At 44.5% G+C, this 14,767-nt stretch carries 14 protein-coding genes; 10 read left to right on the top strand and 4 right to left on the bottom strand.

Features of this window, described 5'->3' with window-relative positions:
* Window positions 1-136: 136 nt before the first annotated feature.
* Window positions 137-1,417 carry a 3-phosphoshikimate 1-carboxyvinyltransferase gene (gene aroA / locus M9194_RS14640; RefSeq protein ID WP_250613429.1) on the bottom strand — a complete coding sequence of 427 codons (1,281 nt, stop codon included), beginning with the start codon at window positions 1,415-1,417 and terminating at the stop codon, window positions 137-139.
* A gap of 121 nt (window positions 1,418-1,538) precedes the next feature.
* Window positions 1,539-2,006, bottom strand: coding sequence for a glycine zipper 2TM domain-containing protein (locus M9194_RS14635; protein ID WP_250613428.1), 468 nt, complete (start codon window positions 2,004-2,006; stop codon window positions 1,539-1,541).
* 31 nt (window positions 2,007-2,037) lie between these two features.
* On the opposite strand from M9194_RS14635, the gene aat reads away from it, so the two are divergent.
* The 3 genes from aat (at window position 2,038) to infA (ending at window position 3,758) form a co-directional block, all read left to right on the top strand.
* On the top strand, window positions 2,038-2,748 hold the full coding sequence (aat, locus tag M9194_RS14630; protein ID WP_250613427.1) for a leucyl/phenylalanyl-tRNA--protein transferase: 711 nt from the start codon (window positions 2,038-2,040) through the stop codon (window positions 2,746-2,748).
* Window positions 2,749-2,759: 11 nt separating this feature from the next.
* Window positions 2,760-3,458 carry an arginyltransferase gene (locus tag M9194_RS14625; protein ID WP_250613426.1) on the top strand — a complete coding sequence of 233 codons (699 nt, stop codon included), beginning with the start codon at window positions 2,760-2,762 and terminating at the stop codon, window positions 3,456-3,458.
* 81 nt (window positions 3,459-3,539) lie between these two features.
* Window positions 3,540-3,758 (top strand): translation initiation factor IF-1, encoded by a 219-nt coding sequence (gene infA, locus M9194_RS14620; RefSeq protein ID WP_001040192.1) that lies wholly within the window; start codon window positions 3,540-3,542, stop codon window positions 3,756-3,758.
* 52 nt (window positions 3,759-3,810) lie between these two features.
* Here the strand turns inward: infA and M9194_RS14615 are convergent, their stop codons facing one another.
* Window positions 3,811-4,389, bottom strand: a complete 579-nt coding sequence (locus tag M9194_RS14615; protein ID WP_250613425.1) for a thymidine kinase — start codon at window positions 4,387-4,389, stop codon at window positions 3,811-3,813.
* Window positions 4,390-4,469: 80 nt separating this feature from the next.
* Window positions 4,470-5,852 carry a cysteine--tRNA ligase gene (cysS, locus tag M9194_RS14610; RefSeq protein WP_250613424.1) on the bottom strand — a complete coding sequence of 461 codons (1,383 nt, stop codon included), beginning with the start codon at window positions 5,850-5,852 and terminating at the stop codon, window positions 4,470-4,472.
* A gap of 168 nt (window positions 5,853-6,020) precedes the next feature.
* Here cysS and M9194_RS14605 point away from each other — a divergent pair, with 168 nt between their 5' ends.
* The 7 genes from M9194_RS14605 to M9194_RS14575 all read left to right on the top strand — a co-directional run bounded on the left by M9194_RS14605 (window position 6,021) and on the right by M9194_RS14575 (window position 14,714).
* Entirely contained in the window at window positions 6,021-6,515 is a 495-nt protein-coding gene (locus M9194_RS14605; protein ID WP_250613423.1) for a peptidylprolyl isomerase, read from the top strand.
* A 57-nt stretch (window positions 6,516-6,572) separates the two neighbouring features.
* On the top strand, window positions 6,573-7,313 hold the full coding sequence (lpxH, locus tag M9194_RS14600; protein WP_250613422.1) for a UDP-2,3-diacylglucosamine diphosphatase: 741 nt from the start codon (window positions 6,573-6,575) through the stop codon (window positions 7,311-7,313).
* 20 nt (window positions 7,314-7,333) lie between these two features.
* Entirely contained in the window at window positions 7,334-8,557 is a 1,224-nt protein-coding gene (locus M9194_RS14595) for an EAL and HDOD domain-containing protein (protein WP_250613421.1), read from the top strand.
* A gap of 83 nt (window positions 8,558-8,640) precedes the next feature.
* Window positions 8,641-9,126, top strand: coding sequence for a YchJ family protein (locus tag M9194_RS14590; RefSeq protein WP_250613420.1), 486 nt, complete (start codon window positions 8,641-8,643; stop codon window positions 9,124-9,126).
* Window positions 9,127-9,212: 86 nt separating this feature from the next.
* Window positions 9,213-9,626, top strand: a complete 414-nt coding sequence (locus tag M9194_RS14585; protein WP_250613419.1) for a MarR family winged helix-turn-helix transcriptional regulator — start codon at window positions 9,213-9,215, stop codon at window positions 9,624-9,626.
* A gap of 68 nt (window positions 9,627-9,694) precedes the next feature.
* Window positions 9,695-11,047, top strand: a complete 1,353-nt coding sequence (locus M9194_RS14580) for an MATE family efflux transporter (RefSeq protein ID WP_250613418.1) — start codon at window positions 9,695-9,697, stop codon at window positions 11,045-11,047.
* Between the two features lie 223 nt (window positions 11,048-11,270).
* A complete protein-coding gene (locus M9194_RS14575) occupies window positions 11,271-14,714 on the top strand; it encodes a methyl-accepting chemotaxis protein (RefSeq protein WP_250613417.1) in 3,444 nt (1,147 codons plus the stop codon).
* The last annotated feature ends 53 nt before the right edge of the window (window positions 14,715-14,767 follow it).

Genomic DNA, 14,767 nt, shown 5'->3' with positions numbered 1-14,767 from the left:
AATATATATTCGAATGATAATAAAGAACTGGATGGATAGCCAGTATAATGTCCGGCTTTACCGACAAACTTAGAGCTGGATAAAACGACAAAACCCGCCAAAATTTGGCGGGCTCGATATATCAATAAAACAACGTCTATTGACTGAGTAATTGAAGTTTATCGAAATAATCTGGGAATGTTTTTGAGGTACAGCCTGGATCATTAATTGTCACAGGAGTATCACTCAAGGCAACCAGTGAGAAGCACATCGCCATACGATGGTCATCGTAGGTGTCGATACTCGCATGTTGTAAGTTGTTGGTAGGAGTAATGATGATGTAGTCCTCACCCTCTTCTACTTCTGCCCCTACTTTGCGTAGCTCTGTCGCCATTGCAGACAAACGATCAGTTTCTTTTACCCGCCAGTTGTAGACGTTACGAATGGCCGTTGTACCTTCAGCAAATAATGCCGCTGTCGCAATGGTCATTGCCGCATCTGGAATATGGTTAAAGTCCATATCAATCGCTTTTAACGAACCGCGACGAGCAATCACATAGTCATCGCCCCACTCTATCTCAGCGCCCATTTTCTCAAGCGCGTCGGCAAATTGAATATCACCCTGGATACTGTTTCTACCAATACCTGTGACTTTAATTTCGCCGCCTTTAATCGCTGCAGCCGCTAGAAAATAAGAGGCCGATGAGGCATCGCCTTCCACTAGAAAGTCACCAGGTGAAACATATTGCTGACCTGAGCGAATGATAAAGGTTTGATAGTCTTGGTTGATAACCTCCACACCAAACTGCTGCATAATATGCAAAGTAATATCAATGTAGGGTTTGGAAACCAGCTCACCCACGATTTCAATCGTAACATCATCACTCGCAAGCGGAGCCGACATCAGAAACGCGGTTAAAAACTGACTAGAAATTGAACCATCAATAGAAACGGTGCCACCTTGGATACCCGTACCTTTGATCTTAAGCGGCGGATAATTTTCATTTTCGAGGAATTGCACATCAGCGCCAGCTTGACGGAGTGCATCGACAAGGTGCCCAATAGGGCGCTCTTTCATTCGAGGTTCGCCTGTCAATACAAACTCACCCGTACTCGCACAAAGTGCAGCAGCGAGTGGGCGCATAGCGGTGCCCGCATTACCAAGAAACAATTCTTGTGCAGATTCGCAGCTAAACGCACCAGCCAAGCCTTCAACTTCACAGACGGTTTTATCGCTAGAGAGTGAATAGCTCACGCCAAGTTTAGTGAGTGCGTTTAACATATGACGGATATCGTCACTGTCTAATAGATTAGTAAGGCGTGTTTTGCCTTTCGCTAGCGCTGCCAAGAGCAGCGCACGATTTGACACGCTTTTCGAGCCTGGCAAATTAATTTCACCATTGACTGAGCTAATTGGGTTTAAAGTAAGGGTATCCATTAGCGTTAAGTTTCCTACACCGCCCGTAAGATTCATGTTGTTTAAGGGCGGTTCAATTCTTCGTGGAGTCAGACTAACGAAATTTGTACATTAACTCCAGCATAATTGAGCTAGGTCTCAATTAATAATTCGAATCGTAGGTGGTATCGACACGGACGCCATCATCAAAATACAAAATTCGAACGCTGTCTCCTCGATGGAACAACATATCTGGGTCTACGTCTTGAATCACATCAATGAACTTACCTTTATCGGTTTTGATCAGCAATTCAACAAGCTTATACTCGACGCGATACTCTTGACTTTGCTGACTTTGTGCAATGCCTGCACCAGCGACCGCGCCCACCGCAGTGGCGACTTGTTGCCCTCTTCCGCCACCAAATTGATAGCCAATAATGCCGCCGATAACACCACCTAACAATGTTTCCCATCCGTTCGCATGTGAGCGTCGGATATCTTCTTTGCTGATGTAACGCACCGAATCCACATGACCAAATACGATTTTATTGACGGGCCGCGCGGTATTTCGATCATAACTCGCATTGGCAATGAGCGGAAAAATCAATAAGATCCATAACCAATTTCTCACTTCGCTTTCCTCTTAATATAATTTAATTACTATGGCGATCTATTTAACTGAACTCGACAAAAATACTCACCATTTCCCTCCAACTGAGCGCGCATTGGACGATCCCAACGGATTGCTCGCATTCGGTGGAGATCTATCCCCTGACCGAATTTTATCAGGTTACCAAAACGGTATATTCCCATGGTATGGACCTGGAGAGCCTATTTTATGGTGGAGTCCTGCACCTAGAGCTGTCTTTGATCCTAACACATACACGCCGTCAAAAAGCCTAAAAAAGTTTCAACGCAAGCATAACTACCAAGTCAGTATCAATTCTGCAACCAAACAAGTGATCCGTTGCTGCTCTAGCGTACGCACAGCAGAAGAGACGTGGCTTAATGAAGATATGATTCACGCCTACTCTTTACTCGCAGAACTTGGACACTGCCATTCCACAGAAGTTTGGTCAGATGGCAAATTAATTGGTGGATTATACGGTATTTCCATTGGCAAAATATTTTGTGGTGAGTCGATGTTTAGCCTGCAAACTAACGCTTCAAAACTTGCCCTTTGGTACTTCTGCCAACACTTTTCGGCCCATGGAGGACAACTCATTGACTGTCAGGTGATGAACCCTCATCTTAAGTCTTTAGGAGCATTTGAATTAGAGCGTGATCAATTCATGCATTACTTGCTATCCTTTAAGGATAAGCCCTTACATTCTGGATGCTTCAATGCTCAGTGGCTAACATGCAAAGCTTAAGAGGTACGTAAATGAGTTCAGATTTACAAGAAATTCGAATCGGATTAACCGACAGCCACGCATGCAGCTACCTTGATAATAAAGAGGAAAGAGTTGCCGTTGCATTAGATAATCAAATGCATTCGGTATCTAGCTATGAAGTTTTACTTGCTAACGGCTTTCGCCGCAGCGGCGATACCATATACAAACCCCACTGTGACCAATGTAAGGCTTGTGTCCCCATTCGTGTTTCTGTCCACGACTTTATTCCTTCAAAAAGCCAAAAACGCTTGCTCGCCAAGGCCAAGTCATTTAGCTGGATGCTGAAAGATAAACTCGATGACAACTGGTTTGGTTTATACTCGAGGTACATCAATGAAAGACACCTTAATGGTACGATGTATCCTCCGAAAAAGCTTGAGTTTAGCCAATTTTCCAATTGTTCATGGCTGAATACTCAATACCTGCATATTTATTCGGAAGGCACCCTTATCGCGGTCGCCGTAACGGATATTTTAACCAATAGCGCGAGTGCGTTTTACACCTTCTTTGATCCTGATGCTAAGCTTTCGCTCGGCACACTTTGTGTCCTGTTACAGCTGCAACATTGTCAACAACAGGGCAAACAATGGCTCTATTTGGGTTATCAAATCAATGAATGCCCCGCCATGAACTACAAAACACGTTTTCAACGCCATCAAAAACTAGTAAATCAGCGTTGGCAAGGGTAGAATACGCCCAACTTTACATAATTGACTTTTAACGGCAGAATCTATGCCGTTAAAAAATGCCCGATGTCTAAAGAGGATTAAATGGCTAAAGAAGACGTAATTGAAATGCAAGGCACTGTCCTTGATACTCTACCTAACACTATGTTCCGCGTTGAACTAGAAAACGGTCACGTAGTGACTGCTCACATCTCTGGTAAAATGCGTAAAAACTACATCCGTATTCTTACTGGCGATAAAGTGACTGTAGAGATGACACCGTACGACCTATCTAAAGGCCGCATCGTCTTCCGTGCTCGTTAATAATTAATAACGAACACAAAAAAACGGAGCTTAATTGCTCCGTTTTTCGTTTTTATTTACCTAGTGCATCTTTGTAATGCTGACGACATACCGACACGTATTTATCATTGCCACCGATAGCAACTTGATCACCTTCCGCTATCGCTTTACCCCTTTCATCGGTGCGAATCACCATATTGGCCTTTCTACCACAATGGCAAATGGTTTTTAGCTCGATTAGCTTGTCTGCCCAAGCCAACAAATATTGGCTTCCTTCAAATAGCTCGCCAAGAAAGTCAGTACGCAATCCATAACATAAAACGGGAATACCCAGTTTATCTACCACTTCACTAAGCTGATATACTTGCGCTTTGGATAAAAACTGGCACTCATCCACCAAAATACAATGACGTGGCTCTTGTTGATGCAAAGATTCGATAAGCTCAAGTAGATTGGTATCCTGACGAAATAGCTGCGCATCAGACTGTAAGCCGATTCGAGAACTCACCAGCCCCACACCATAACGATCGTCCAATGCCGCGGTGAAAATAACAGGGTTCATTCCCCGCTCTTGATAGTTAAAAGAAGATTGCAAAAGTGTGGTCGACTTGCCAGCATTCATTGCTGAGTAATAGAAATACATCTGTGCCACGTGGTTGTACCCTTAATTTCTGTATCAAAGCCAAGAAAAAGGGGCTGATACACAACCCCTAAAATAATATATGAAAGGTGTTATTTTTTACGCCAGGTCGTCCCTTGCGGACCATCTTCCAACACGATGTTCATTGCCGCCAGTTTGTCACGTGCTAGATCGGCATTTGCCCAATCCTTTGCAGCACGAGAATCATTGCGCAGTTTGATGAGAGCTTCAATTTCAGCCACTTCATCATCATCTCCAGCCCCTCCTTGCAAAAAGGCTTCTGGCTCTTGACCTAATATACCGATCACGTCGGCTAGCTCTCGAAGTAGTGCACCAAGTTGATTGGCTTTTTCCAGATCATCGCCTTTTAAGCGATTGATTTCTCTCGCGAGGTCAAATAGCACTGAGTAAGCCTCTGGCGTATTGAAATCGTCATCCATCGCGTCAACGAAGCGAGTTCTGTACTCGTCACCACCACTCGCTGCAACCGTTAAGTCGAGCCCGCGTAGAGATGTGTATAACCTTTCTAATGAAGCGCGTGCTTGGTTTAAGTTTTCCTCACTGTAATTGAGTTGGCTACGATAATGGCCAGACATCAAGAAGTAGCGAACCGTTTCAGGATCATAGTGAGCAAGCACATCACGGATGGTAAAGAAGTTACCAAGAGATTTGGACATTTTCTCTTTGTCTACCATCACCATGCCACTGTGCATCCAGGTATTCACATATTGAGTCCCATGGGCACATACAGATTGAGCAATTTCATTTTCATGGTGTGGGAATTGTAAGTCCGAGCCACCACCATGAATATCGAAATGATCACCGAGAATAGAGGAGTTCATCGCAGAACATTCGATATGCCAGCCTGGGCGGCCCGCGCCCCATGGGGATTCCCAAGTCGGTTCGCCAGGTTTAGACATTTTCCACAACACAAAATCAAGTGGGCTGCGTTTGGCAAGGTCGACGCCCACACGGGCTCCGGCTTGCAATTGTTCAAGATCTTGTTTCGAAAGCTTGCCGTATTCATCATATTTGCTGACTTCAAACATCACGTCACCGTTGTCAGCAACGTACGCAAAGCCTTTCTCAATGAGCTTTTCTACAACTTGGATGATTTCTTTGATAAATTCCGTGGCTCTTGGCTCGACATCTGGCCTTTTCATATTGAGCGCATCAAAGTCGTTGTGCATTTCACCAATCAGGCGATTAGTTAGGCTGTCACAAGTTTCGTTATTTTCCGCAGCTCGCTTGATGATTTTATCGTCGATATCTGTGATGTTTCTGACGAAGGTTAGATCGTAACCCGCATAACGAAGATAGCGAGCCACGACATCAAAAGAAACAAACGTGCGGCCATGTCCAATATGACAGAGATCATAAATGGTTACCCCACAGACATACATGCCAACTTTGCCAGCATTGATTGGTTTGAATTCCTCTTTCTGTCGTGTGAGTGTGTTATATATCTTTAACATGATCTCTATCTAATAAGTTGATGAAAAAAATTGGATGTTCGAGTATATCAATAGTTCAGAGTTTAGGTAATACCGTTTACTTGAATTCTGCATCTTCAGGTTGTTTGGGTATACTACGATAAGATAGAATCGCGTCTTCAAACCATAAACACAGAAAAGGTATTTGTCATGATCACCCTTCACACTAACTTTGGCGATATTAAAATTCAGCTAAATGAAGAAAATGCACCAGTAACCAGTGCAAACTTCGCTCAATATTGCCGTGACGGCTTTTACGATAACACGCTTTTCCACCGCGTTATCGACGGATTCATGATTCAAGGCGGTGGCATGGAGTCTGGCCTACGTGAAAAGCCAACTCGTGAAACGATCAAAAACGAAGCAAACAATGGCCTAAGCAACAAAGTGGGTACACTTGCAATGGCGCGTACGATGGAACCACATTCCGCTAGCTCTCAGTTCTTTATCAACGTGAACGACAACACTTTCCTAGACTTCCGCTCAGAGACACCTGATGGCTGGGGTTACTGTGTATTCGGTGAAGTTGTAGAAGGCATGGAAATCGTTAACCAAATTAAAGGTGTAAGCACAGGTTCAATGGGCATGCACCAAGATGTTCCTCTTGAAGAAGTGATCATCACTGGCACGACTATCGCTGAATAATCCACCAGTTAAGAGAACCTATTAAGGAGAGCGGCACTGCTCTCCTATTTAATCGCTATGGCCATTTTATTTATTTCTGACTTACACCTTACCCCCGACGCCCCTGATACCACCGAATGTTTCATCCAATTTATGCGCGAAGAAGCGATACACGCCGACGCTTTATACGTGTTGGGTGATCTGTTTGAATTTTGGATAGGTGATGATGATCGTTCCGAGTTTGCCACTCAGATCAAGCATGAATTTCAGCAACTTACTGGCTTGGGTATTCCTTGCTACTTTATCCAAGGCAATCGCGACTTTCTACTAGGTAAGCGATTTGCCAAACAAACGGGCATTCAAATTTTGCAGCAAGAAACCGTCGTCGATTTGTATGGCAAAAAAGCCGTCATTCTTCACGGTGATACGCTTTGTACACGAGATATCAATTATCTTAAATTTCGTCAAAAGGTTCACCAACCTTGGCTGCAATGGATTTTCAACCGCCTACCCTTTACATGGAAAGAGAAAATCGTTAGCAAAGTGCAGTCTGACATCAAAAATGACAAGCGCGATAAGTCACTCGATATCATGGATGTGACCGCTAGCGAAGTGGAAAAAGTGATGGACCAGCACGATGTCGACTTAATGATACATGGACACACTCACAGACCAAACGTACACCGTATCAATAGCACAAAAGGAGAAAAAACTCGTGTGGTATTAGGTGATTGGTATACGCAAGGTTCAGTATTAGTCTATGATAAAACTGGGTATGAACTGCAAACGCGCCCATTTAGCTCAAAGTCATCTCACTAACTAAAATAAGTAATGTCGACTTGAAAAATTCATACATAGCTAGGCAGCCAATATTGGATGGCGACAAAAAGACGATCGGATATGAAGTGCTATTTCGCGATGGTCCCAATAACACCTTCCCTGAAATCGACCCTGAGCTGGCGACAAGCAGGCTACTGTCTGATCACTTTTTATCTACCCACTACAAGACACTGGGTGATCACCTAGGCTTCGTTAACTTTCCCTACAAAAGTCTCATCAACCGCATACCGACGTTGTTTCCTTCAGAAAGCCTCGTCGTTGAAATTTTAGAAGATTGCGAACCCACCAAAGAGCTATTAGATGCGGTAAAAGAAATGTCAGAGCTGGGCTACAAACTTGCGTTAGATGACTTTATCCCAAGCCCAGAATGGAAATCTTTTTATCCATATATTTCAATCATTAAATTCGACATTAAGCTGGTTTCGATACTGCGAGCAAAAACTTTTATGCGCAGCGTTAAAAAGCTAGACATTGAGTTTTTAGCCGAAAAAGTCGAAACGCACGAGGAGTTTAACCAAGCCAAAGCGGCCGGGTTTCATTACTTCCAAGGTTACTTTTTTAGCCGTCCTGAACTGATACAAAAAAAATCGCTAGAGCCTTCATTTTTAACTGTGGTCAGTTTGTGTAAAGAAATATCGCGACAAAATATCGATTACGACGCCATCGAGCAGCTGGTCGCCAAGGATGTGTCTCTATCCTACAAATTGCTGACCTACGTTAACTCTTCAGTTTATGTTCGCACTAAGATTCAATCCTTTAAACAAGCTTTGGTGTATCTGGGTGAAAAGCGCTTGCGCAAATTTGTCTCTTTAGTCGCCATCGCATCAACCGAAGAAAACTCAAAACCAGATTACTTATACAGCTTATCGATTCAGCGAGCTCGGCACTGCGAGTTGATCTACTCCAAGTGCAACATTAAACAGCAAATTGAGGAAGGCTCTGCATTTCTCACTGGAATGTTTTCTCTGTTAGATAGCCTGCTCGATCAACCACTCGACGCTCTGGTTGAAGAAATGCCCATCGGCGAGTCCGTGAAGTCTGCACTAGTTAACGGTGAAGGGCATTTAGGCGACATTCTCACTCTAGCCATAGCCTATGAAAAAGCCGAATGGGACAAAGTCACTCAACTGGCATCCAATATCAGCATTCAGGAAGACGACCTAAGTGAGAGCTATGACGAAGCGCTCGTATGGACGACCGAGCTCCTGTCCGTGGTTTCTTGATTGACTCCAGTTCAAATTTAGATTGCAACTTTTGATAGCCTCCCTACACTTATCCCACCTTATTTTTAATCGTGATCTTTGCTATGATTTTATGCCCTTGTGGAAGTAACCTGCCATATTCCTCTTGTTGCGAGCCTATCCACTTAGACCATGCCAAAGCGACAACACCTGAAAAGCTAATGCGCTCGCGCTATTCCGCACACGTCCTAAAACTTGTCGACTACGTCATTCTTACCTATCACCCAAGTTGCCACGCAGAGGAGCAAAGAGACGCCATCCAACAGTCAATCGAGAGCCACTGGACTAGCCTAAACGTTGTCTCCGCTGAATCCAGCCAACATCCCAACGAAGGCTTCGTTACTTTTCAAGCTTATCTTATCGAAGATGGGCAAGAACTGTGCTTGCAAGAACGCTCCCGCTTTGTCAAAGAAAATGGCCTTTGGTACTACATAGATGGCACCTTTCCCGACACACTCGATACTAGCGCTCCATCAAGCAGTAAGAAGCCTGGACGCAATGACCCATGTGTATGCGGCAGTGGCAAAAAATACAAAAAATGCTGCGGATAGTTTTTGAGCTTGTTGTAATTTAACCAAAGCTCGATTAGAATAGTTAGCCAAGCTAACTAAATAATCGAACCTGTGGCGTTAGAAATATGGCGTTAGAAAAAAGCTTGATAGATTTAGAGCGTTTTTGTGCTAAGTCTTGGCGTGTGTACGCAAAAGAAGATCCGCTTTCGCGTTTGAGTTTCAACGAATTTGATTATCTTCGTGTCATTCAAATGCACTCTGAAGGTGTGCGTATCACAGACCTCGCTAAAGAGTTGTTAGTGACCAAACCGTCAGCTTCGAATATGGTGGCGCGTTTAGAGAAAAAGGGCTTAGTAAAACGCATTATATGCCCTGAAGACGCGCGCTCTAAACGAGTTATGTTGACCAAAGACGTAACGGACAAAATGTCTTTAGAGGAAGTGGTTTATAAAGACATTGCAGAAAAAATGAATCATAAACTCAGTCACGAAGAAGCTCAGCAGCTTCAGCGACTTTTGAACAAGGCCCTAGGCGGTTAGGCACTATGGCCTTAAAACCCGAAAAAATTTAACTATTTAGTTAGCCTTGCTAACTATTGGTATTGAACATGAAAAACTCAATCTATAGACAGTTTTGGAAATACACCATCCCAACCGTTGCGGCCATGTTAGTAAATGGCCTCTACCAAGTGATTGACGGGGTCTTTATCGGCCACTATGTCGGGGCCGATGGATTAGCCGGGATCAACGTAGCCTGGCCCATTATTGGTTCAATTTTAGGCATCGGCATGATGGTGGGTGTGGGTACTGGGGCCTTGGCATCAATACGTCAAGGTGAGCACGATATTGAAGGCGCGAAGCGTGTGCTTAGCACAGGTCTTTTATTGTTGGTTGCATTAATGCCAATCGTCACCGCAACCTTGCTACTTTACTCAGACGACTTTATCCGCTGGCAAGGCGCAGAAGGCCGAGTCTATCAACTCGGGCTTCAGTATCTGCACATATTGAGCATCGCGAGTGTATTTTCTCTCGGCTCTATTGCGGTTCCGTTTCTACTGCGCAACGATGGAAATCCAAATTTAGCCACCACCTTGATGGTCATTGGTGCCGTGGTCAACATTGTGCTGGACTATATTTTTATCGCCTACCTTGGTTGGGAGCTCATGGGCGCAGCGCTTGCTACTGGTATCGCACAACTGGTAGTAACCCTATTAGGTGTCAGTTACTTTTTCACTAACAAAGCGCAATTACGTTTAACTCTGCGTGATATGAAAGTGCAATTTAATCTTATCCCGAAAATTATATTAATTGGCACTTCAAGCTTTTTCATGTACGCCTACAGCTCGGTGATGGTCGCCGTACACAACGCTTTGTTCGCTCAATATGGCAATGAGCTCTTAATTGGCGCTTATGCCATCGTTGGCTACATTGTCATTATTTACTACCTGGTCGCCGAAGGCATCGCGAACGGTATGCAACCTTTAGTAAGCTACAATCACGGGGCGCGAAATCAAGACAATATCCGCAAACTGCTCAAGGTGGCGATGGGCAGTTCCGTTCTAGGTGGTGTCGCGTTCGTCATTTTATTGAACCTATTCCCACACGCATTTGTGTCTATCTTCAACAATACGGACCAATCACTCATTGAAAGTACAGTACTTGGTATTCATTTACACATGTTTGCGTTGTTTTTAGATGGCTTTTTAGTTGTCGCTGCCGCCTACTACCAATCCGTCAATAAAGGAGGCAAAGCCATGTTTGTCACCATAGGGAACGTGTTAATTTTGCTGCCATTTCTATACGTCATGCCCAAGCTCTACGGCGTCACCGGTATTTGGATTGCGTTCCCACTGTCTAATATCGCCTTAAGCGTCGTCGTATACATGATGCTCATGCGTGACATTCGCCTTTCAACTGATATTCAGCCCACTCGGACACACCTGCAGTCCCCTGAATTATAGAGTATTAACCAGTGAATATACCCAAACCAGGCCACGCTGAGAGTTTGGGTATATCAGCCCCGCCAATGAGTGATTGAACTTGCATATAACATAATCAGTGCTAGCGTTAAAGTACTAGCGTTAAAGTACTGAAGGCAAACTGTGAGTCTGTCGTAGAGCAAATGCCCCAAAAACGCAGAAAGAGATGGAACTTACATTAACCACGATCTGTCAGGAATCGGCTATGGAATTCTTCAATAACTTGAGTTTCAAGTGGAAACTCGTTACTCTAGTGCTCCTCCCTATCATTTGCATGCTGTTTTTTGCCCAAATAGAAATACGATTGGACTGGAGAACCGAGCATGAAAACAAACAAATACAAGAGCTTGCAAAATTATCAGTAAAAGCGAGTTCTCTGGTACATGAAATGCAAAAAGAGCGTGGTTATACCGCAGGTTACGTTGGAAGCGGGGGCAAAAAGTTTGTCAACGAGCTGCAACAGCAACGCCTTGAAGTCGACAAAAGACTGGCAACCTTGCTCAATTTTGTTAAAACCTTCGATGCCACTCAATTTGGTGAGAAGTTTATCAACCAGTTGAACGCAGCAACGAACCTGAGCGAAGAGTTAAACAAACAACGAACAGCTATTTCTGACCTCAGTATTCCACTCAAAGATGCCATCGCCTATTACAACAAAAAGAACGCAGCTTATTTGGATATCGTTGGTTTGTTACCTTTGTTAAGTTCAGATGGTCAGCTAGCAAACATGGGGGCCGCCTACTATAACTTCCTAAACAGTAAAGAGCGTGCCGGTGTAGAGCGTGCGGTATTAGCAGGCGTCTTCTCTCAAGACAAATTTGGACCAGGCGTATTCAATAGACTCCAATCCCTCATTACTATCCAAAATGTGTATATGGATGTCTTTAAATCATTAGCCACCGCCCAACACATCGCATTTTATAAAAACACAATGCAAGGCGAGTTCATCGACGCGACGAATAATATGCGTAAAATCGCCTTAGAAAACGAGGCTAACGGCCAATTTGGGGTAGACCCCGCATATTGGTTCAAAATGCAAACAGACAAAATTAATGCGTTAAAAAAAGTAGAAGACAGACTCTCTACTGACTTGGTCGACTTTTCACATGAGCTTGAAGTCGACGCAGGCCAAGCACTCAATGCGTCCATTATAACGACAGTGGTGGCACTCGGCCTTACTGTTGCATTTTTGATTTTTGTCCAACGTCTTATCACTAAACCATTATCTCGCTCTGTTGACATTGCGAATGCGATAGCCAATGGCAAGCTCGACAATGAAATCAACTCAACATCCACTGACGAAGTTGGTGAGTTGTTAAGATCGCTTGGCACCATGCAAAGTAACCTCAGTTCGCAGATAGAACAAGAACGCAAACAGGCGGCGGAAAACAATCGCATACGCCAAGCACTCGACAATGTGTCAGCCAATGTGATTGTATCCGACGCGAAAAATACCGTCATTTATTACAACGATGCGTTTAAGCAGCTTCTAAGCCAGAATGAAAATCAGCTTAAAAAAGACCTACCTTCTCTCAATATTGCAAACCTTCGTGGCACCAATATCGATGTCTTCGATAAATCATCTACTCAGGTATTCAGTCAACTAAAAGGCATCACAGGCACACATCGCGAGGAAATCACTATTGGGGGGCGCATCTTCAATATTGTGGCCAACCCGGTATTAGGCGACAAAGGAGAACGTTTGGGTACTGTGGTTGAATGGGCTGATATGACTGAACAGCGTGATGCAGAAACTCAAGTTGCTTCCGTCATCAATGCCGCGGTCTCGGGACAACTCGATAAACGCTTAGATAGCTCTAGATACCAAGGCTTCATGCATACCCTAGCCGACGGTATCAACCAAATGTTAGACGCTATCGTTGGTCCACTGACCGTAGCAGCGGATTATGTCGAACGCATTTCCAAAGGGGATATCCCAGCGCCAATTACTGAACAATATCAAGGGGATTTCAATTTAATTAAAAACAACTTAAATACCTGTATTTCGGCCATTAACCAGATGGTTAACGACGCCAATAACTTAGTTGACGAAGCGGTCAGAGGTGAGCTCAAAGCAAGAGCGGATGTATCCAAACACCAAGGGGATTTCCGTAAGATCATCGAAGGGGTCAACGCGACACTTGATGCCGTGGTCAACCCGCTCAACATGGCTGCCGATTATGTGAATCGTATCGCCAAAGGGGATATCCCTGAACCAATTACCGATGAATACAAAGGCGACTTCAACAAAATCAAGAACAACTTAAATACCTGTATAGCTGCGATTAACCGCTTGGTTGGCGATGCCAATACCTTAGTGGATGAAGCCGTCAGAGGTGAGCTCAAAGCAAGAGCAGACGAGTCCAAACACCAAGGCGATTTCCGTAAGATCATCGAAGGCGTCAACGCCACCTTGGATGCAGTAGTGACGCCACTTAACACCGCTGCAGAATACGTGAACCGCATTGCGAAAGGCGATATCCCAGAGCCTATCACAGCGAACTATCAAGGTGACTTTAATCACATCAAGAACAATCTGAACACTTGTATTGCCGCCATTAACCTACTGGTTAAAGACGCCAATAAACTCGCGAATGCCGCAGTACAAGGAGAGCTTTCCGCTCGGGCCGATGAGCAGCAGCACCAAGGTGATTTCCAAGATATTATTGTCGGTGTAAACTCCGCACTCGATGCGATAGTTCCGCCAATCAATGAGTGTAAAAGTGTGTTGAGTGCACTAGCAGATGGCGATCTCACCGAAACCATGAAAGGCGATTTCCAAGGTGAGTTTGCCATATTGCGAGATGCGGTCAACACCAGTGTCAGCAACCTCTCAAATCTTGTTAAAGAGATACTTGGCTCATCAAACAGTATCAGTACCGCGTCACAACAAATCCGCACCGGTAATTTAGACTTAAGTACCCGAACTGAAGCGCAAGCTGCGTCTCTTGAAGAAACCGCAGCCAGCCTTGAAGAGCTCACAACCACGGTAACGAAAAATACCGAAAGTACCCAATATGTGAACCAACTTTCTGCTGAAACAAGTACCCAGGCTGAAAAAGGTGGCGAAATCGTTAATCAAGCCGTATCAGCAATGGATGCCATTAGCGCAAGTAGTAAGAAAATTGCCGACATCATTGCCGTTATCGAAGAGATCGCTTTCCAGACCAACCTACTCGCACTTAACGCGGCCGTGGAAGCGGCTCGTGCCGGAGAAGATGGGCGTGGATTTGCCGTCGTCGCGGCGGAAGTCCGTAACCTGGCGCAGCGAACAGGTGTTGCAGCGCGGGATATTACCGACTTAATTAAAGATAGCGTGGTAAAAGTCGAAGAAGGTAGCCACCTTGTTAACGAGTCAGGTACCACGTTAGCAGACATTGTGGAATCGGTGAAACGGGTAGGCTCAATTATTGAGGACATCACCAAAGCCAGTGAAGAGCAATCTTTGGGAATTAACGAAGTCAATAAAGCCATTGGCCAAATGGATGAAATGACTCAACAAAACGCGTCATTGGTTGAAGAGACATCTGCTGCGAGCCAATCGATGGATGACTTAGCGCAGAAGCTGACGCGATTAATGGGTACATTTAAAACCGACTCAGACAGGGGCGATGACCCACATTCTTTGCGTCTAGCGAGTGGTAGTTAGCCACACGTTAGCAGGGTGAAACGGATTCAACCCAGTTATCTAAACGTCTACAT

The sequence above is a fragment of the Vibrio sinus genome, assembly GCF_023634645.1.
Classification (GTDB): Bacteria; Pseudomonadota; Gammaproteobacteria; order Enterobacterales; family Vibrionaceae; genus Vibrio; species Vibrio sinus.
The sequence above is the reverse complement of the archived record's forward strand: the minus strand, read 5'-3'. Positions and strand labels throughout refer to the sequence as shown.